The 20,206-nt window shown below is 38.9% G+C and carries 15 protein-coding genes, 1 tRNA gene, 1 other RNA gene and 8 pseudogenes; 24 read left to right on the forward strand and 1 reads right to left on the reverse strand.

Annotated features, from left to right (window positions below):
• Positions 1-24: 24 nt before the first annotated feature.
• A tRNA-Asn gene (locus HT698_RS05825) sits at positions 25-98 on the forward strand.
• Positions 99-167: 69 nt separating this feature from the next.
• On the opposite strand, the pseudogene HT698_RS05830 reads toward HT698_RS05825, so the two are convergent.
• Positions 168-1,208 (reverse strand): annotated as a pseudogene (locus HT698_RS05830) (ISL3 family transposase); the annotation flags it as partial.
• Between the two features lie 272 nt (positions 1,209-1,480).
• Between HT698_RS05830 and comW the strand changes: the two are divergent.
• The 23 genes and pseudogenes from comW to HT698_RS10515 all read left to right on the forward strand — a co-directional run.
• Positions 1,481-1,717 carry a sigma(X)-activator ComW gene (gene comW, locus HT698_RS05835; protein WP_173213476.1) on the forward strand — a complete coding sequence of 79 codons (237 nt, stop codon included), beginning with the start codon at positions 1,481-1,483 and terminating at the stop codon, positions 1,715-1,717.
• A gap of 230 nt (positions 1,718-1,947) precedes the next feature.
• Complete coding sequence (locus tag HT698_RS05840) at positions 1,948-3,234, forward strand: adenylosuccinate synthase (RefSeq protein WP_001832534.1); 1,287 nt, start codon at positions 1,948-1,950, stop codon at positions 3,232-3,234.
• A 199-nt stretch (positions 3,235-3,433) separates the two neighbouring features.
• The gene (tadA, locus tag HT698_RS05845; protein ID WP_173218821.1) at positions 3,434-3,901 is read left to right on the forward strand and encodes a tRNA adenosine(34) deaminase TadA; all 468 of its coding nucleotides are present in this window, start codon (positions 3,434-3,436) and stop codon (positions 3,899-3,901) included.
• Positions 3,902-3,935: 34 nt separating this feature from the next.
• Positions 3,936-4,031: signal recognition particle sRNA small type (gene ffs / locus HT698_RS05850), an RNA gene on the forward strand.
• A gap of 56 nt (positions 4,032-4,087) precedes the next feature.
• Positions 4,088-4,531, forward strand: a complete 444-nt coding sequence (locus tag HT698_RS05855; protein WP_000701983.1) for a dUTP diphosphatase — start codon at positions 4,088-4,090, stop codon at positions 4,529-4,531.
• Positions 4,491-5,048 carry a histidine phosphatase family protein gene (locus HT698_RS05860; protein WP_173218819.1) on the forward strand — a complete coding sequence of 186 codons (558 nt, stop codon included), beginning with the start codon at positions 4,491-4,493 and terminating at the stop codon, positions 5,046-5,048. The genes HT698_RS05855 and HT698_RS05860 overlap by 41 nt, the downstream gene beginning before the upstream one ends.
• A gap of 10 nt (positions 5,049-5,058) precedes the next feature.
• Positions 5,059-6,423: a DNA repair protein RadA gene (gene radA, locus HT698_RS05865; RefSeq protein ID WP_345789460.1), complete on the forward strand. Its 1,365-nt coding sequence runs from the start codon at positions 5,059-5,061 to the stop codon at positions 6,421-6,423.
• 72 nt (positions 6,424-6,495) lie between these two features.
• Positions 6,496-6,993, forward strand: a complete 498-nt coding sequence (locus tag HT698_RS05870) for a carbonic anhydrase (protein ID WP_004237611.1) — start codon at positions 6,496-6,498, stop codon at positions 6,991-6,993.
• Positions 6,994-7,017: 24 nt separating this feature from the next.
• On the forward strand, positions 7,018-7,833 hold the full coding sequence (locus HT698_RS05875) for a PrsW family glutamic-type intramembrane protease (RefSeq protein WP_173218817.1): 816 nt from the start codon (positions 7,018-7,020) through the stop codon (positions 7,831-7,833).
• A 145-nt stretch (positions 7,834-7,978) separates the two neighbouring features.
• Positions 7,979-8,947, forward strand: coding sequence for a ribose-phosphate diphosphokinase (locus HT698_RS05880; RefSeq protein ID WP_000010167.1), 969 nt, complete (start codon positions 7,979-7,981; stop codon positions 8,945-8,947).
• 116 nt (positions 8,948-9,063) lie between these two features.
• Complete coding sequence (locus tag HT698_RS05885; RefSeq protein ID WP_173218815.1) at positions 9,064-9,975, forward strand: Rpn family recombination-promoting nuclease/putative transposase; 912 nt, start codon at positions 9,064-9,066, stop codon at positions 9,973-9,975.
• A 13-nt stretch (positions 9,976-9,988) separates the two neighbouring features.
• A pseudogene (locus tag HT698_RS10300) lies at positions 9,989-10,377 on the forward strand (hypothetical protein); the annotation flags it as partial.
• Between the two features lie 122 nt (positions 10,378-10,499).
• The gene (locus HT698_RS05895) at positions 10,500-11,498 is read left to right on the forward strand and encodes an Abi family protein (protein ID WP_173218813.1); all 999 of its coding nucleotides are present in this window, start codon (positions 10,500-10,502) and stop codon (positions 11,496-11,498) included.
• Between the two features lie 94 nt (positions 11,499-11,592).
• Entirely contained in the window at positions 11,593-11,769 is a 177-nt protein-coding gene (locus tag HT698_RS05900; RefSeq protein WP_173218811.1) for a hypothetical protein, read from the forward strand.
• Between the two features lie 183 nt (positions 11,770-11,952).
• Positions 11,953-12,831 carry an Rpn family recombination-promoting nuclease/putative transposase gene (locus HT698_RS05905; protein WP_173218809.1) on the forward strand — a complete coding sequence of 293 codons (879 nt, stop codon included), beginning with the start codon at positions 11,953-11,955 and terminating at the stop codon, positions 12,829-12,831.
• A gap of 7 nt (positions 12,832-12,838) precedes the next feature.
• Positions 12,839-13,258: pseudogene (locus tag HT698_RS05910) on the forward strand (hypothetical protein); the annotation flags it as partial.
• A gap of 7 nt (positions 13,259-13,265) precedes the next feature.
• A pseudogene (locus HT698_RS10305) lies at positions 13,266-13,670 on the forward strand (hypothetical protein); the annotation flags it as partial.
• Between the two features lie 1,134 nt (positions 13,671-14,804).
• Positions 14,805-15,104 (forward strand): annotated as a pseudogene (locus tag HT698_RS10310) (N-acetylmuramoyl-L-alanine amidase family protein); the annotation flags it as partial.
• 190 nt (positions 15,105-15,294) lie between these two features.
• Positions 15,295-16,397: pseudogene (locus tag HT698_RS05925) on the forward strand (nucleoside triphosphate hydrolase); the annotation flags it as partial.
• 4 nt (positions 16,398-16,401) lie between these two features.
• A pseudogene (locus HT698_RS10315) lies at positions 16,402-16,575 on the forward strand (PspC family transcriptional regulator); the annotation flags it as partial.
• A gap of 142 nt (positions 16,576-16,717) precedes the next feature.
• Positions 16,718-18,346, forward strand: a complete 1,629-nt coding sequence (locus HT698_RS05930; RefSeq protein ID WP_173218802.1) for an N-acetylmuramoyl-L-alanine amidase family protein — start codon at positions 16,718-16,720, stop codon at positions 18,344-18,346.
• 127 nt (positions 18,347-18,473) lie between these two features.
• Complete coding sequence (locus HT698_RS05935; RefSeq protein WP_173218800.1) at positions 18,474-19,247, forward strand: hypothetical protein; 774 nt, start codon at positions 18,474-18,476, stop codon at positions 19,245-19,247.
• A gap of 848 nt (positions 19,248-20,095) precedes the next feature.
• Positions 20,096-20,206: pseudogene (locus tag HT698_RS10515) on the forward strand (hypothetical protein); the annotation flags it as partial.

The following is a 20,206-nucleotide window of genomic DNA, read 5'->3' on the forward strand; positions in this document are numbered from 1 at the left end:
GATATGGAAGTCGCTTAGCTTTATTCCGCCATAGCTCAGTTGGTAGTAGCGCATGACTGTTAATCATGATGTCGTAGGTTCGAGTCCTACTGGCGGAGTAGATAATTAAAAGAGGTCAAGACCTCTTTTTTTTACCTCTTTGTCAACTGTAGTGAGTTGAAGAAAAGCTAAGCTCGAGAAAGGACAAATTTCGTCCTTTCTTTTTTGATGTTCAGAGCGATAAAAATCCGTTGTTTGAAGTTTTCAAAGTTCCGAAAACCAAAGGCATTTCGTTTGATAAGTTTGATGAGATTATTGGTCGCTTCCAGTTTAGTGTTTGAATAGGGGAATTGAAGGGCATTGACGATTTTCTCTTTGTCCTTGAGAAAGGTTTTAAAGACAGTCTGAAAAAGAGGATGAACCTGCTTTAGATTGTCCTCAATGAGTCCGAAAAATTTGTCAGCATCCTTATTCTGAAAGTGAAAAAGTAAGAGTTGATAGAGATTATAGTGGTGTTTTAAGTCTTCTGAATAGCTCAAAAGCTTGTCAAGAATCTCTTTATTTGTTAAGTGCATACGAAAAGTAGGGCGATAAAAACGTTTCTCACTGAGTTTACGACTATCTTGTTGAATGAGCTTTCAGTAACGCTTGATAGCCTTGTATTCATGAGACTTTCGATCCAATTGATTCATGATTTGGATACGCACACGACTCATAGCACGGCTTAGATGTTGTACAATGTGGAAGCGATCTAGAACGATTTTGGCACACGGAAAAAGCTGTTTAGCCAAGTCATAGTAGGGACTAAACATATCCATAGTAATGATTTTTACCTGACAACGAATAGCTCTATCGTATCGAAGAAAGTGATTTCGAATGATGGCTTGTGTTCTTCCCTCAAGAACAGCGATGATGTTGAGTTTTTTAAAATCTTGCGCAATAAAGCTCATCTTTCCCTTGGTAAAGGAGTACTCGTCCCAGGACATAATCTCAGGGAGGTAAGAAAAATCATGCTTAAACCGGAAGTCATTGAGCTTGCGAATAACAGTTGAAGTTGAAATAGACAGCTGATGAGCAATATCGGTCATAGAAGTTTTTTCAATCAGCTTCTGAGCAATTTTTTGGTTGATAATACGAGAAATTTGGTGATTCTTCTTGACGATAGAAGTCTCAGCCACCATCATTTTCGAGCAATGATAGCACTTAAAACGACGTTTTCTAAGAAGAATTATGGTTTGAATTTTTTTATACTACAAAATCAGATCCATAATACCTATATAAAAACATTATAGTTATAATAGGGTTTACCCAAAAGTTTTAAGGCGGTCTTTTTAGGACTTTAATCTTTTGAAATTCAGGTAGTAAATTTGTTTCTATTCTGTCAACTTTTCCTATTTTTTATCTTGTTGAGGTTGGTATTTTAACAATTCAGGAATTGTTAATAACTGTTTAAAATTTTTTGTTAGAATAAGTTTATAAAAAAGAAAAGGAGTATATATTTATGCTAAAAAGTATTTATGAGCAGATGGCAGATTTTTATAGAAATATTGAAGAAGAGTATGGTACTGTATTTGGTGATAATTTTGACTGGGAACATTTTCATTTTAAATTTTTGATTTATTATTTAGTGAGATATGGTATTGGGTGTCGTAGGGATTTTATTGTTTACCATTATCGTGTTGCTTATCGTTTGTATCTTGAAAAATTGATAATGAAACAAGGTTTTGTTGCTTGTTGAGACAGTATGAGTTAATTTCCGAACAAATTCAACTTTTTGTGGGAAAATAATGATAAATAGCCGGAATTTTTTCTAAAACATTTTTTAATAGTTGGAAATAGCAAATCTTTCTATTGTTTCTTCTTGATAAAAAGGCGATTTTTTCTTATAATAAATTGTAAGATATAATTGCGGGTGAGATTCCTGCCATGTATGTGAGAAAGGAAGAGCCTGAGGGCTCAGACAAGATTATGACTTCAGTTGTTGTTGTAGGTACCCAATGGGGTGATGAAGGTAAAGGGAAGATTACAGACTTCCTTTCAGCGAATGCAGAAGTGATTGCACGTTACCAAGGTGGTGATAATGCAGGTCACACGATTGTGATTGATGGTAAGAAATTTAAATTGCACTTGATTCCATCTGGGATTTTCTTCCCTGAAAAAATCTCTGTTATTGGAAACGGAATGGTTGTAAATCCTAAATCTCTTGTAAAAGAGTTGAGCTATCTTCATGAGGAAGGTGTGACAACTGATAACTTGCGTATTTCTGATCGCGCGCATGTTATTTTACCTTATCATATCGAGTTAGACCGTTTGCAAGAAGAAGCTAAGGGCGACAATAAGATTGGGACTACAATCAAGGGAATTGGTCCAGCTTATATGGACAAGGCTGCTCGTGTTGGGATTCGTATTGCAGATCTTTTGGATAAAGACATTTTCCGTGAGCGTTTAGAACGTAACCTTGCTGAAAAGAATCGTCTTTTTGAAAAATTGTATGACAGTAAAGCCATTGCTTTCGATGATATTTTTGAAGAATATTACGAATATGGTCAACAAATCAAGAAGTATGTGACAGACACATCTGTTATCTTGAATGATGCGCTTGATAATGGTAAACGTGTACTTTTTGAAGGTGCACAAGGTGTTATGCTAGATATTGACCAAGGTACGTATCCATTTGTTACGTCATCAAACCCTGTAGCTGGTGGTGTGACAATTGGTTCTGGTGTCGGTCCAAGCAAGATTGACAAGGTTGTTGGTGTATGTAAAGCCTATACGAGTCGTGTAGGAGATGGTCCTTTCCCAACTGAATTATTTGATGAAGTGGGAGAACGTATCCGTGAAGTCGGTCATGAATATGGTACAACAACTGGTCGTCCACGTCGTGTGGGATGGTTTGATTCAGTTGTGATGCGCCATAGTCGTCGTGTTTCTGGTATTACTAATCTTTCATTGAACTCTATCGATGTTTTGAGTGGTTTAGATACAGTGAAAATCTGTGTGGCCTATGATCTTGACGGTCAACGTATTGACTACTATCCAGCTAGTCTTGAGCAATTGAAACGTTGCAAACCTATCTATGAAGAGTTGCCAGGTTGGTCAGAAGATATCACTGGAGTTCGTAATTTGGAAGATCTTCCTGAGAATGCGCGTAACTATGTTCGTCGTGTGAGTGAATTAGTTGGCGTTCGTATTTCTACTTTCTCAGTGGGTCCTGGTCGTGAACAAACAAATATTTTAGAAAGTGTTTGGTCCTAAGAGATTTTTAAGATTTGTTTAAGATAGGTCGGGTATACTATAGACAGTTACAAGAAGACCTCCTAACTTGTTGTAACAAATATCCTAAACTTTTCTTTTTCATAATAATCTCCCTATAAAGTCACCGCATTCGGTGGCTTTTTTTGTCTTGGGATTCATGATATAATAATAAAATCGATAAGTAAGAAAAGGGAAATTGATGAATTATACAGTTGAAGAAAAAGAAGTCTTTATGAGAGAGGCTTTGAGAGAGGCTGAGATTGCTCTTGAACACGATGAAATTCCAATTGGTTGTGTGATTATCAAAGATGGGGAAATCATTGGCCGTGGGCATAATGCGCGTGAGAAATTGCAACGAGCGGTTATGCATGCGGAAATTATGGCCATAGAGAATGCGAACTTGAGTGAGGAGAGCTGGCGCTTGCTTGATTGCACGCTTTTTGTGACCATTGAGCCTTGTGTCATGTGTAGTGGGGCGATTGGACTCGCCCGTATTCCAAACGTGGTCTATGGAGCTAAAAACCAGAAATTTGGCGCTGCTGGGAGTTTGTACGATATCTTGACAGATGAGCGTCTCAACCATCGTGTGGATGTTGAAACGGGAATTTTGGAAGATGAATGCGCAGCTATTATGCAGGACTTTTTTAGAAATAGACGGAAAAAATAATTTTGCTTTTAAAATGAATAGGAATGTGATATAATAAACAGTGGAGCAACAGTTCTGCGTGAAGCGGGTCAGGGGAGGAATCCAGCAGCCCTAAGCGATTTGAATTGTGTGCTCTTTTTTTCGTGCTTTTTCCGAATAAATAAGATAGAATAATCTAGAATAAATGATAATAGAAAAGAGAAGATGATGAAAATTCGTGGTTTTGAATTGGTTTCTAGTTTTACAGATGAAAATTTATTGCCCAAGCGTGAGACAGCGCATGCGGCTGGTTACGACTTAAAGGTTGCTGTGCGCACAGTTATCGCTCCAGGAGAGATTGTATTGGTTCCGACAGGAGTTAAGGCTTATATGCAGCCGACTGAGGTTCTTTACCTTTATGATCGCTCTTCAAATCCTCGTAAAAAGGGCTTGGTTTTAATTAATTCAGTTGGGGTCATTGATGGGGATTATTATGGAAATCCTGGGAATGAAGGGCATATTTTTGCTCAGATGAAGAATATCACAGATCAAGAAGTGATTCTTGAAGTTGGGGAACGTGTGGTCCAGGCTGTCTTTGCGCCTTTCTTAATCGCAGATGGAGATGCGGCTGATGGCGTTCGAACTGGTGGATTTGGTTCAACAGGGCACTAGAATGAAGATTATCTTTGTACGTCACGGGGAGCCAGATTATCGTGAGTTAGAGGAGCGTTCTTATACGGGATTTGGGATAGATTTGGCGCCCTTGTCTGAGAAGGGACGGCAGCAAGCCCAGAAATTGAGCACCAATCCTTTACTCCCTTCAGCTGAAATAATCATATCTTCTGCAGTCACAAGAGCTTTAGAAACGGCTTCTTATGTGGCTTGTGTTACTGGACTTCCTTTGAGAGTGGATCCATTATTGCATGAATGGCAGGTCTATGAAAGTGGCACAGATAATTTTGAAAAAGCTCGTACTATGTTTCTAGAAAATAAGGGGGAGTTACTTCCTAATAGTCCTATTCAATATGAGACAACTACGGAGATGAAGTCTCGTTTTCTAGAATGCATGGCTAAGTATCGAGATTACCAGACCGTGATAGTGGTAACTCACAACATGCTCATGCGCCAGTTTGTGCCAAATGAGAAAATTGATTTTTGCCAAGTGATTGAGTGTGAGTTAGAGATATAGAAAGAGGTTTATTATCGCAAAGAAAAAAGCGACATTTGTATGTCAAAATTGTGGGTATAATTCCCCTAAATATCTGGGACGTTGCCCCAACTGTGGGTCTTGGTCTTCTTTTGTAGAAGAGGTTGAGGTTGCCGAGGTAAAGAATGCGCGTGTGTCCTTGACAGGTGAGAAAACCAAGCCCATGAAACTGGCTGAGGTGACTTCTATCAATGTCAATCGAACCAAGACGGAGATGGAGGAATTCAATCGTGTACTTGGAGGAGGAGTGGTACCGGGAAGTCTCGTTCTTATCGGTGGGGATCCTGGGATTGGGAAATCAACCCTTCTTTTACAAGTCTCAACCCAGCTGTCTCAAGTGGGGACTGTTCTCTATGTCAGTGGGGAGGAGTCTGCCCAGCAAATCAAGTTGCGAGCGGAACGCTTGGGAAATATTGATAGCGAGTTTTATCTCTATGCAGAGACCAATATGCAGAGTGTCCGCGCAGAGGTAGAGAGAATCCAGCCAGACTTTCTCATCATCGACTCTATCCAGACTATCATGTCTCCTGAGATTTCAGGGGTGCAGGGATCTGTTTCTCAAGTGCGTGAGGTGACGGCTGAACTTATGCAGCTGGCCAAAACCAATAACATTGCCATATTTATCGTAGGGCATGTGACCAAGGAGGGCACTCTGGCTGGTCCGCGTATGTTGGAGCATATGGTGGATACGGTGCTTTACTTTGAAGGGGAACGACACCATACCTTCCGTATTTTAAGAGCGGTCAAAAACCGTTTTGGTTCCACTAATGAGATTGGCATCTTTGAGATGCAGTCGGGTGGCTTGGTTGAGGTACTCAATCCGAGTCAAGTTTTCCTAGAAGAGCGTTTGGATGGAGCAACTGGTTCATCAATAGTTGTGACCATGGAAGGGACGCGTCCGATTTTGGCGGAGGTTCAGGCTTTGGTAACACCGACCATGTTTGGAAATGCCAAGCGTACGACCACAGGACTTGATTTTAATCGTGCGAGTCTGATTATGGCTGTTTTGGAAAAGCGGGCAGGGCTTCTCTTGCAAAATCAGGACGCCTATCTCAAATCTGCTGGCGGTGTCAAATTGGATGAACCTGCCATTGACTTAGCTGTTGCAGTTGCCATTGCTTCGAGCTATAAGGACAAGCCAACTAATCCTCAGGAATGTTTTGTAGGAGAATTAGGTTTGACTGGAGAGATTCGGCGCGTGAATCGTATCGAGCAACGCATCAATGAAGCTGCTAAACTGGGCTTTACTAAGATTTATGTACCTAAGAATTCCTTGACAGGAATCACTCCGCTTAAGGAAATTCAGGTTATTGGGGTGACAACGATTCAGGAAGTTTTGAAAAAGGTCTTTACATAATTCGTGACAAATCCTCTTAAAAATGATAAGATAGGAGAAATATTTGACTATCAAATTTTCGAGGAGGGAATCGTGTCGTATTTTGAACAGTTTATGCAAGCCAATCAGGCTTATGTTGCCCTACATGGGCAGTTAAATCTGCCACTTAAACCCAAAACAAGAGTGGCTATTGTGACCTGTATGGACTCTCGTCTGCACGTTGCGCAAGCTTTGGGCTTGGCACTTGGGGATGCTCATATCTTGCGGAATGCAGGTGGTCGAGTGACTGAGGACATGATTCGTTCGCTAGTTATTTCCCAGCAACAAATGGGGACAAGAGAGATTGTGGTATTGCACCATACAGACTGTGGTGCTCAGACCTTTGAAAATGGACCTTTTCAGGAGTATCTGAAAGAGGAACTAGGTGTCGATGTGTCAGACCAGGACTTCTTGCCCTTCCAAGATATAGAGGAGAGTGTACGAGAGGATATGCAATTGCTTATCGAGTCACCCCTAATACCAGACGATGTCATTATCTCTGGTGCCATTTACGATGTGGATACAGGAAGTATGACAGTTGTAGAATTGTAAAAAATTCATTTAGAAAGAAAGTGTATGAAGAAAAACAGTATTTTATTTATTTTTATTTTATTGCTATGTATTGGTTTGCAGTATGAAACCATCTACTATACGGACGGTTCGATGTCAGCTGCGGAATATGGCCTAATGGGAGTTTCTATCTTTCTAGCTCTCTTTTACATGATTCCGGCTCTTTATTTCCTTTTCCGTATTGGGAAAAAATGGGAATTGCCAAAGAAGGCCTTGATTTTGTCTTTATTGGGTGGGATGTTCCTTTCAGGTTGGCTGTCTAGCTTTGCTAATACTTATATCCATGATTTACTGGACGTTCTTTTCCCAGATAGTACATTTTTAAATGCCTTTGAAAGTGCTATTGTGGCTCCTTTGGTAGAAGAACCCTTGAAATTATTGCCACTTGTCTTTGTTTTAGCTTTGATTCCCGTGCGAAAATTAAAATCTCTGTTTTTACTTGGGATTGCTTCTGGTTTGGGATTCCAAATGATTGAGGATATTGGCTATATTCGTACGGATTTGCCAGAGGGATTTGATTTTACTATTTCGAGGATTTTAGAGCGTATCATCTCAGGGATTGCCTCTCACTGGACTTTTTCAGGTCTGGCTGTAGTAGGTGTTTACTTGCTTTACAGAGCCTATAAAGGGCAGAAGGCTGGCAAGAAACAGGGGATTATTTTCCTAGGTTTAGCCTTGGGAACTCACTTCTTGTTTAACTCTCCTTTTGTAGAATTGGAGACAGAGTTGCCATTAGCGATTCCAGTAGTTACAGCTATTGCTCTTTACGGTTTTTATCAGGCTTATCGCTTTGTTGAGAAGCACGATGAGTTGATGAACTAGAATATTTTTCAAAAGAATGATGCAAGGGTACAAATATGGTGCCCTTCTTTTATTTTTGATTGAAAAATAGTGCAAAAAGCGCTACAATGGTAAATGGAAAAATCTTGTGAAAAGCACAAGCGATACATATATACCGGAGGAAATCATGTCTTTTTCTGATTTAAAGCTGTTTGCCCTTTCTTCTAATCAAGAATTGGCAAAACGTGTGGCGCAGGAGATTGGGATAGAGTTGGGGAAATCAAGTGTTCGCCAATTTTCAGATGGAGAGATTCAGGTCAACATCGAAGAATCAATCCGTGGGAAACACGTCTTTATCCTACAATCAACTAGCTCGCCTGTAAATGATAATCTGCTTGAAATTTTGATTATGGTAGATGCTTTGAAACGTGCGAGTGCAGAATCTGTCAATGTTGTCATGCCTTACTATGGGTATGCACGTCAGGATAGAAAGGCGAGAGCGCGTGAGCCAATCACTTCAAAACTTGTCGCAAATATGCTTGAAGTAGCTGGAGTGGATCGTTTATTGACCATCGACTTGCATGCTGCGCAGATTCAAGGATTCTTTGATATTCCTGTGGATCATTTGATGGGGGCTCCTCTGATTGCGGATTATTTTGAGCGTCGTGGCATGGTTGGTTCGGACTATGTGGTTGTCAGCCCAGATCATGGAGGGGTGACTCGTGCCCGTAAGTTGGCAGAATTTTTGAAGACATCTATCGCTATTATTGATAAACGTCGTAGCGTTGATAAGATGAATACCAGTGAAGTCATGAACATTATCGGTAAGGTTGAAGGCAAGACTTGTATTTTGATTGATGATATGATTGATACCGCTGGAACCATTTGTCATGCGGCAGATGCCCTTGCAGAAGCTGGTGCTGTTGAAGTCTATGCAAGCTGTACGCACCCAGTTCTTTCTGGTCCTGCTATGGACAATATCCAAAAATCAGCTATTAAGAAATTGGTTGTTTTGGATACCATCTATCTACCAGAAGAGCGTTTGATCGATAAGATTGAACAGATTTCGATTGCTCATCTTTTGGGAGATGCTATCGTGCGTATTCATGAAAAACGCCCACTTTCTCCACTTTTCGGTATTGAGAAAAAAATTTAATGACCAAGCCTGAGATGATTCTCAGGTTTTTTCGTTTTTTTCCGAATAAATAGATAGAGCCAGAGAATCTAGCAAACCTAGATTTAAAACTGTGGTATAATAAAAGGAGGAAAAGGATGATTCTAAGACATCCGGGCATTAGCCCAACTAATGATGTGGTTGCTAAGAAAATTTTCAGCAATCCAGAAATCACTTGTCAATTTATTCGCGATATGCTGGATTTACCAGCCAAAAATGTAACTATTTTGGAGGGGAGCAATATTCACGTTTTGCCTTCCATGCCCTATTCGGCGCAAGATTTCTATACCAGTATAGACGTCTTGGCAGAGTTGGACAATGGCACTCAAGTAATCATTGAGATTCAAGTCCATCATCAGAATTTTTTCATCAATCGCCTGTGGGCTTATTTATGTAGTCAGGTCAATCAAAACCTAGAAAAAATTCGCCAACGAGAAGGTGATACCCATCAGAGTTACAAACACATCGCACCAGTATATGCTATCGCTATCGTGGATAGTAATTACTTCTCAGATGACTTGGCTTTCCATAGCTTTAGTATGCGCGAGGATATGACAGGTGAGGTCTTAACCATCACAAACAATGGACAAGAAAACCATCTAGTCAAGATGGCATTCTTGGAACTAAAAAAATATAGAGAAACCAGCAAAGACGAGGTTCGCAAGCCGTGGTTGGAGTTTTTTGGTAATAAGCCCTTTACCCAGCAACCCGAGCGAGCCATCAGCCAAGCAGATCAACTGCTGGACTACAAGAGCTGGTCCGAGGAGGACAGGAAAATGTTTAGTCAATTACGTATGCGCGAAGAACAAGCCTTGTTAGCACAGGACTATGCCTTGGAACAAGCTGAGGAAAAGGGCTTAGAACGTGGTCGTGCAGAAGGTATTGAACAAGGTTTAGAGCGTGGGAAAATCTTTACCTTTCTAGATTTAGTACGCCAACATGTTTTAACTTCCGAATTCGCGAGTGAACAATTGGGTATGTCAGTAGCGGAGTTTGAAGCACTTTTGTAATACCATCACAGTAATGGCGTTCTTGGAATTAAGAAAATACAGAGAAACCAGCAAAGATGAGGTTCGCAAGCCGTGGTTGGAGTTTTTCGGGAATAAACCTCTTACCCAACAACCCGAGCGAGCCATCAGCCAAGCAGATCAACTGCTGGACTACAAGAGCTGGTCCGAGGAGGACAGGAAAATGTTTAGTCAACTACGTATGCGCGAAGAACAAGCCTTGTTGGCACAGGACTATGCCTTGGAGCAAGCTGAAGAACAAGGCTTTGAACGGACCGTGCAGAGGGTCTTGAACAGGGACTGGAGCGTGGGAAAGTTGAAGGATAAATCTTTGCCTTTCTAGATTTAGTACGCCAACATGCTTTATCTTCCGAATTTGCGAGTGAACAATTAGACACAAATTGAAAAAATATCAAGTTTACTTGACTTTTTTTATAGAATAGTATAGTATGTAGATACAAGCACTCCTTTTGCTCCCTGTTTCATAGCAACTGGAGTCATTTTTTTATAAATTTAGAAGGTTAATGATGTACACAACTGATAATAGTATTTCTTTGTCAAGAGATTTAAAGAGAGAAATGAAAGCATTTTTACCTCTTGAAGATTTGGTAAGTTATCTTTCAGATAAGCTAGATATGTCACTTGAAGAGGAACTAGATTCCAAAAATTTTTTACGTTGCCATAATTACTATTCGTTTTCTGCTTTTATTAAACAGGTTCCAGATAATCTTCATAAAGGAAAATTTCAAGCAGCGATTTCATTGTATGAATTTAATGACTGGTTGTCACAGTTTCTGTTTATATTTTCTGGTAGATTAGAGCAGTTTATAAAATCAACTTTTATTGAATCGCTTTGTCAGCAATATAATGGAAAATATCAAAAAGGTGAGTGTTACTTGGATGAAACTATTTATGAAAACTCTGAATTATATAACGAATTTATTTCAATTATAGAAAAACATTTATCAGAGAATCAAAGTCTTTCAATACAGCATCATATCAAAAATAAAGGTTCTAAATTCCCAATTTGGGTTCTTTTTCAAGAGATGACTTTTGGGGAAACAACTCGTTTTATAAGTGCACTGAAAAAAGAGTACCGAGAGTATTGGATAGATACTACATTTTTATCAACTGGTGTGGTAAATTCTAAAATTCATGGAGAAGAAATCCAGAGTAAATTATTTGGCTGGGTTTCAGCTACATGGCATATGAGAAATAGGACAGCACATCATTTAAGACTATATGGTCAAAATTTTACAATAGCAAGTCCAAGTTTCTTTTCAGCTGATTTGCGTCAAATAAACAAGAATGCAGAGACTAAAAAGAAAAAGACGCATAATAACGATTTATTTGCTTATCTTTTAGCTATGAAAAATCTTATACAACATCATTCACATTCTTTTGTTCAAGATTGGAACGATTTTTTGACGACTTTAGAGGCACAGTTGATGGAAAAGTCAAATATCATATTATCTAGTAAGATTGGTTTGCCAAGCAATTGGAAAGATATATTGTGGATCGGTTGAACTAAGGAATGATTTTTTACTCAAGTTATTATTCAGAGAATCTTTGACAATCCAGATGAGAAACCAAACATTAAGAAGTTGATTACCAAGATGAATGAAGGATAAGATGCGAGATTTGGGAATCGCTATAGCGGACGATGTAATAGCTGAACAAGGTGAGAAAATCAGAATCATCAAGGAACACGATGATGCTCTTTCCGTCTGTAAAGAAGATTTGGAAACTCAGTCAAGAATACCAAGAGCAGGTCAAGATGATTCAAATTGTTCCTAGATTCAGTGTGCTTTAATTTTAAAAATTAGGTGTCAAAACCTTTTTTAATACAGACAAAATTAAGGATAAACAATAATTTTAATAACTTTTATTTTTTTCGTCTCTTTTCCGAATAAATAGATAGAAGCATCAAATCTAGTAAACCTAGATTTAAAAATATGCTATAATGAAAGGAGAGGAAATATGATTCTCAGACATCCGGGCATTAGCCCGACCAATGACTTGGTTGCTAAGAAAATTTTCAGCAATCCGGAAATTACTTGTCAATTTATTCGCGATATGCTGGACTTGCCAGCAAAAAATGTAACCATTTTGGAGGGTAGCAATATTCACGTCTTGCCTTCCATGCCCTACTCGGCGCAGGATTTCTATACCAGTATTGATGTTTTGGCGGAGTTGGATAATGGAACGCAAGTTATTATCGAAATACAGGTACATCATCAGAATTTTTTCATCAATCGCCTGTGGGCTTACTTGTGCAGTCAGGTCAATCAAAATCTAGAAAAAATTCGTCAACGCGAAAGAGATACTCACCAAAGCTACAAACACATCGCACCAGTATACGCTATCGCTATTGTAGATAGTAATTACTTCTCAGATGATCAAGCTTTCCACAGTTTCAGTATGCGCGAAGACACGACAGGTGAGGTCTTAACCATCACAAACAATGGACAAGAACATCATCTAGTCAAGATGGCGTTCTTGGAATTAAGAAAATACAGAGAAACCAGCAAAGATAGCATTCGCAAGCCGTGGTTGGAGTTTTTCGGGAATAAACCCTTTACCCAAGAACCCGAGCGAGCCATCAGCCAGGCAGACCGACTGCTGGACTATAAGAGCTGGTCCGAGGAGGACAGGAAGATGTTTAGTCAACTACGTATGCGCGAAGAACAAGCCTTGTTGGCACAGGACTATGCCTTGGAAACAGCTAGGAAAGAAGGGAAACTTTTTGCCTTTCTGGATATGGTCCGCCAAGGTCTTCTGACTTCGGAGGTTGCGAGTGAACAATTGGGCATGACTGTTGCTGAGTTTGAGGAGCTATTGAAAGACCATCATAAATAAGACCTAAAAATACAGAGAAACCAGCAAAGACGAGGTTCGCAAACCGTGGTTGGAGTTTTTCGGGAACAAGCCCTTTACCCAACAACCCGAGCGAGCCATCAGCCAGGCAGACCAACTGCTGGACTATCAGAGCTGGTCCGAGGAGGACAGGAAGATGTTTAGCCAACTACGTATGCGAGAAGAACAGGCCTTGTTAGCACAGGACTATGCCTTTGAAACAGCTAGAGCGGAAGGTATTGAACAGGGACTGGAGCGTGGTCGTGCAGAGGGTATTGAAAAAGGACGAGAAGAAGGCATTGAAGAGGGATTAAAAGTAGGTTTAGTAAATCTAGTACGTCAAGGTCTTCTAACACCTGAGGTTGCGAGTGAGCAATTAGGCATGACCGTGGCTGAGTTTGAGGAGCTATTGAAAGACCATCATAAATAAGACCTAAAAATACAGAGAAACCAGCAAAGATAGTATTCGCAAACCATGGTTAGAGTTTTTCGGGAACAAACCCTTTACCCAGCAACCTGAGCGAGCCATCAGCCAGGCAGACCAACTGCTGGACTACAAAAGCTGGTCCGAGGAGGACAGGAAGATGTTTAGCCAACTACGTATGCGAGAAGAACAGGCCTTGTTAGCACAGGACTATGCCTTGGAAACAGCTAGGGCGGAAGGAATCGAAAAAGGTTTAGAGCGTGGACTTGAACGTGGCCGTGCAGAGGGTATTGAAAAAGGGCGAGAAGAAGGATTAAAAGTAGGTTTACTAAATCTAGTCCGTCAAGGTCTTCTGACTTCTGAGGTTGCCAGCCAGCAGTTGGGCATGACTGTCACTGAGTTTGAGTCCTTGCTATGAGGTCACATTTTAAATAGTAGAAAGTTAATGAAATGGCGAGTTATTTCTAAAATACTTGTCATTTTTGCTTGACATTTGGAAGGGGTTATAGGATAATACCATAGAAGTGAGTTCTATCCAACTATCGATATGGATTAAATATGTGAGGTTTGACTCAGAGTTTAGGAAATTTGTGAGATTTTCACTTGGGAGATACGGTATTTGAAGGGTATTTCATCTCATAAAAGCGTTTTTTTATCTTTTTTGAAAAAATAGGTAAAAAGTTGATGAAAACCCTTGACAAATCCTGCAAATATTTATATACTGTATGGTAGTAAGATAGTCTTACGAAAAAAATTTTTAAAGAAAAACAAAGGAGATAAAACGATGAAAAAAGTTTTATTGACAAGCGCAGTCGCTCTTGCAGCATTTGGTGCTGTACAAGCTGTTTCAGCTGACAGACAATTGACACCTGAAGAAGCAGCATCAGTTAGAAAAGTTGAAAAAACTTACGATCCTTCACAAGTGGAAAAAGCAACTGAAACTAACCGTGCTGAACAAGTTCTAGCAAATGGAGATAAAGTAGTATCTGTTCAATATGCAGATGGTTCTACTTATACTTATTTGGTAATTAATCCTAACAATCAATTCAAGGATAAAGTATCTAATCCATATGATAGCCAATTTAATCTTAAAGATGGTAAAGTTCAAAAGGTTGTACCATTCACAAATGGAACACATGGACGTATCAACGTTAAAGATAAACAAGGTGCACCAGTTGCAGGTGTTGAATTTGAGCTATTAGTTTACAAAACTACTGAAGATTTCTTGAATGCTCAAGGTGGAAAACCTGTTAAAGATGCCCCAGCTCTTGTAAGTGCTAAGACAAATGAAGCAGGTGATGCTGAGTTTGAATTACACGAGGGTGGAGTAGCGGTTTACCGTATTTTGACAGTACCAAAAGGTTACTTTTTACCTGAGCGCCTAACAAAATCTTCACTATTTACAGCAGATGCAGTTGGACGTAACGAAAATAATGATATGTATGTAAATGCATCAGTTGAAATTGAAAAAACTGACAGCTACAATGTTGTTCGTACTGAGTGGGTTCAAGGTGAAAACGGCTGGCACTACTATGACAACAACAAACAAGTTACTGGTTGGAAACAAATCGACGGTAAATGGTACTTCTTTAACGCTGAAGGCGTAATGCAAAAATGGTGGGTTAAAGATGGTAACACTTGGTACTACCTAAATGGTTCAGGTGCTATGGAAACTGGTTGGTTGCAACACGGTGGCAAATGGTACTTCCTTGAAGCATCAGGTGCTATGAAAGCTAGCCAATGGTTTGAAGTTGCTGGTAAATGGTACTACGTTGACGGTTCTGGTGCCCTTGCAGTTAATACTACTGTAGGTGGATACACTGTAAACGGAAACGGTGAATGGGTTAAATAATCTAGTTTAATCAAAAAAGCAGGAGATTTCTTCTGCTTTTTATTTTTTCCATAAAAAGTTCAGTTTTTTTTAGAATTTTTTTAAAAAATAAGATACAATAAAACTAGGTTTATTACCTAAAATTTTAAACATGGAGAATGCTCATATGAAAAATAAAAAAGCTTTAGCCCTAGCAGTAGCTAGCTTGACAATGGCAAGTGCAGCAGTTTTAACCAGTTACTCTGCAATTACAGCTCGTCCAGTAAGTGCGGAAGAAGTTGTTTATAGAACTGAGTGGATCACAGTGATTAATGGTCGTTCACAAGAACGTAAGACAGTATTTTTTGAAGATGGGAATCAGCCGATCTCTAAACATTCGACAATTGAAGGATTTGAATTTCAACGTGCCTATGTTGAAGGGGGAAGAAAATACTACTTATTCGTTGAGAAAGGGACAAAGATTGATGATTATGTAAACGATCCCGATGCGTCTGTCAGTGAGTTAAATACTCAAGGCTATAAAACTTCTGATAAAGATGTAAAATGGCGTGTGTCTGCTGGTAATCGTTATCTTTACTATAAAGGAAATCCTGTAAAAGGTTGGGCTAATGTTGATGGAAAAACTTACTATTTTGATAGTGAAGGTGTTATGGCTCACGGAGTTCTTGAAAACACATCTGAACGTTACTATCTAGACGGACAAGGTGTTAAGAAAACTGGTTTCATTAAAGTAGGAGAAAAAACCTATTATTTTGTGTCAGATGGAGCTCGTAAGACAGAGATTATCTCTGAAAATGGAAAAACTTATTTTGTCAAAGATGGTGTTGTGACAATTGGAGCGCATAAGGTAGGTGATAAATGGTACTTCTTTGCTGAAGACGGTACAACCAAGTCAGGTATTGTAAAAGATAGTGCTGGAAAATGGTATTACATTACTACAGAAGGTGAGCGTAAGACAGGTCTTATCAAGGGTGCTGGCGATAAGTATTACTATGTCACTGAAGAAGGTGAACGTAAGTTTGGGGAAATTACCGTTGATGGTAAAACATATTTCTTAACAGATGAATCTAATACAAAAGCTGGCTGGAATAAAGTTGATAGTAACTGGATTTATGTAAATAAAGAAGGCAAACGTCAAGTTGGCTGGTTACAAGATGGCGGTAAGTGGTATTACTTTAACGCTGAAGGCATCATGCAAAAATGGTGGGTTAAAGATGGTAGCACTTGGTACTATCTAAACGGTTCAGGCGAAATGCAAACAGGTTGGTTGCAAGATGGTAGCACTTGGTACTATCTAAACGGTTCAGGTGCTATGCAAACAGGCTGGGCTAAAGTAGGTGATTCATGGTACTACCTCAAAGGCTCAGGTGCTATGGTAACTGGTTGGTTCCAAGTAGGCGGTAAGTGGTACTATGCTTATAGTTCAGGTGCCCTTGCAGTAAATACTACAGTCGATGGTTACTATGTAAATGCCAACGGTGAATGGGTATAAAATAACAAAGAGAGTGGTTCAAACTGCTCTCTTTCTGTTATTGTTAAATATTTCTACACTTTTTATGTTTTTTATTGCATTTATTATAGGAAAGAGATATAATCTATATAAATTTAACCATTTAATAAAGGAGGTTCTTCTCATGAAGAAAACACTAACAGGTATCTTACTAGCTACTTCAGTGCTAGCTATGGCTTCAGTTCAACCAGCACAAGCTGCCGAAACAGGGGCAACAACGGCTACAACAACTTCTACGGTTAAAGAAGTCCACTATGCAACATTTAAAAATGGTGGACCTGTAGATATCAAAGCTGCACTTACAGGTGCTGCTGTGACAGCTGCATCTATTGAGAATCACCCTGAAATTGCAAGTTATGTCTATACTTCTAGTAGAGAAGAAGATGGTATTATGTATCATATGTATGCGCCTACTGCTACGACAGGTACTACGAATTCTGGTACTCAGACCAATCCATACCATAGAGATAACAACCAAAACAATGGTAGCACTAGTAATGCTAATGGAAATAATAACCAAAATGGTACTGGTACAAACAATAATAACGGTTCAACAACTTCTAACTCTTCTGTCAAAGCAGTTCGTTTTGTAGAATATAAAAATGGAGATTATATTGACCTTAGAGCACCACTTACAGGTACTGAGGTAACTTCTACATCTATCTCTAGTCATCCAGAAATTGCTAATTATAAATATGGTTCTAGTAAAAAAATAGATGGTGTAATGTACCATACATATTCTCCAATTGATGCAACAACAGGTAATACTAACCAAAATAATAATCAAAACCAGTCTAATTCTGCAGGTCAATTCAAAACGGAGAATGGGAAGGTCTACTATATTAAGGACGGTAAAAAAGTTACTGGCTGGCAAAAAATTGATAGTAAGACTTACTACTTTGAAGCTGATGGAGCTATGAAAAAAGGTCTATTGACTGCAGGTGATAAGCAATACTATCTAGATGAAAAAGATGGTGTTAAAAAGCTAGGCTTTGTAAAAGTTGCTGATAAGGTTTACTATTTTGTTGAAAATGGTGATAAGAAAACTGGCTTTATCAAAATTGATGATAAAACTTACTATCTAAAAGAAGGTGTTCGTCTAACAGGGGATATTACAGTAGACGGAAAACATTATTTCTTAGATGAGGAAGGTGTCCTTAAACCAGGTATTGTTTTAATTGATGGTAAAAAATTCTTCATTGATGATGAGGGAAATCGTCATGTTGGATGGAAGAAAATTGGACTGGATTGGTATTATTTCTCTAAAGAAGATGGAATGAAGACTGGTTGGGTCAAAGATGGGTCATGGTATTACTTGGATGAAACTGGTGTGATGAAAACTGGTTGGAAACAAGTTGATGGTAATTGGTACTATCTTAACGGCTCAGGTGCTATGCAGACAGGCTGGAAATTTATAAATGGTAGTTGGTACCATTTTGACAGTTTAGGTAAAATGGGTACTAGATGGATAAAAGACAATGGTACATGGTATTATCTTGACGGTTCAGGTGCTATGCAGACTGGTTGGAAGCTTTTAGATGGTAACTGGTATTACCTCAATGATTCAGGTGCTATGCAAACAGGTTGGCTCAAGCAGGGTGGTACTTGGTATTATCTTGCTGGCTCAGGTGCTATGAAGACAGGTTGGTACCAAGTTAGCGGTAAATGGTATTATTCATATTCTTCAGGAGCGTTGGCTGTGAACACAACTATCGATGGTTACACAGTAAATGCCAACGGTGAGTGGGTGTAATGGATATAATAAAGAAATAAGGGGAATTTCCTCTTATTTTTTATCATTTTGGAGTGTGATTTCTTGAATTTTTAGGAAAAAAATGGTAAAATAGCACCAAAAAAGTACCAAAGGTGGTCGATATTTTATGGATAAGAAAAAATTTCTCACTGCTAGCTTGGCTAGTGTTGCTGTTTTAGGATCAGCATTTGTTGTATCTCAACCGTCGGTTGTAAAAGCGGAAGGTCAATCTGTAGCTAGTAGTCAACCAGCTGAAAATAAAGAATCAGCACAAAAAGAATTTTTAGCTAATTTTGATAAAGCTGTAGAAGCTACAGTTAAAGAATTAAAAGAATATTTAGACAATGCAAAAGAAGATCCAGAATTACAAAAACAAATTCAAGGATTTATTGATGAATTTGAAAAACGAACTAAAGCCCAGAAGGCTGACTATGAAAAACGCTTCGAAGCAGGTTTAACTGTAGAAGAAGCTGAAAAAGAAGTAGAAGGAATTGCTAAAGAAGAGGAAATTGCAGAGGAAAAAGAAGCTAAGGAAGAGGAAGACGCACAAGTAGCATTTTTAGCTAATTTTGACAAGGCATTAAAGGATACGATTGCAAAATTAGAAGAAGATGCAAAAAATAATCCTGAAATAAAAGAACAAATTCAAGATACGATTGCAAAATTAAAAGCAGAAGCAGAGAAAACAAGAGCTAAAATCGAAGAAGGTTTCAAAAAAGGCTTAACTGCAGAAGAAGCTGAAAAAGCAATCGATGATGAAAATAAAAAGTTAGCAGAAGAAGCAAAAGCAAAAGCTGAAGAAAAAGCAGCACAAGATGAATTCTTAGAGAATTATGATAAAGCGTTAGAAAAAGCAGTTGCAGAATTAGAAAAAGCTGACACAAAAATGATCCAGAGTTAGAAAAACAAAAGAAGGAAACAATTACAGCATTAAAAGCAGCATCAGATGAAACAAGAAAACAAATTGTAGAAGGCTTCAAAAAAGGCTTAACTGCAAAACAAGCTGAAGGTTTAATTGATGAAGCTAATAAAAAAGCTGCAGAAGAAGATAAAGAGGCTGCAGTAAAAGAGAAAGAAGCTCAGGAAGAATTTTTAGCGAACTATGACGCAGCATTGAAAGCAGCAATCGCAGAATTAGAAAAAGCTGAAACTAATAGTCCAGAAGAAGCAAAAGCAAAAGCTGATACAATTGCAGCATTAAAAGCAGCATCAGATGAAACAAGAAAACAAATTGTAGAAGGCTTCAAAAAAGGCTTAACTGCAAAACAAGCTGAAAAATTTATCGATGAATTAAATAAGAAAGCTGCAGAAGAAGATAAAGAAGCGGCAGCAAATGAGAAAGCAGCTCAGGAAGAATTTTTAGCGAACTATGATGCAGCATTGAAAGCAGCAATCGCAGAATTAGAAAAAGCTGAAACTAATAGTCCAGAAGAAGCAAAAGCAAAAGCTGATACAATTGCAGCATTAAAAGCAGCATCAGATGAAACAAGAAAACAAATTGTAGAAGGCTTCAAAAAAGGATTAACTGCAAAACAAGCTGAAAAATTTATCGATGAATTAAATAAGAAAGCTGCAGAAGAAGATAAAGCTAAAGAAAAACCGGCAGAAAAACCGGCAGAGAAACCAGCTGAAGAGCCATCTCAACCAGCGCCGGCTCCAGCTCCAAAACCAGAGCAACCAGCACAACCTTCTGTTCCTGCAAGACCAGCTAATCCTACATATGTCCCTTCATATGTTCCATCATACAGCTCATATTCTGTAGTAGAACCAGCTAAACCAGCTTCTCCAAAAACAGGCTGGAAACAAGAAAACGGTATGTGGTATTTCTACAATACTGATGGTTCAATGGCAACAGGTTGG

The organism is Streptococcus sp. 3109, assembly GCF_013276905.1.
Classification (GTDB): domain Bacteria; phylum Bacillota; class Bacilli; order Lactobacillales; family Streptococcaceae; genus Streptococcus.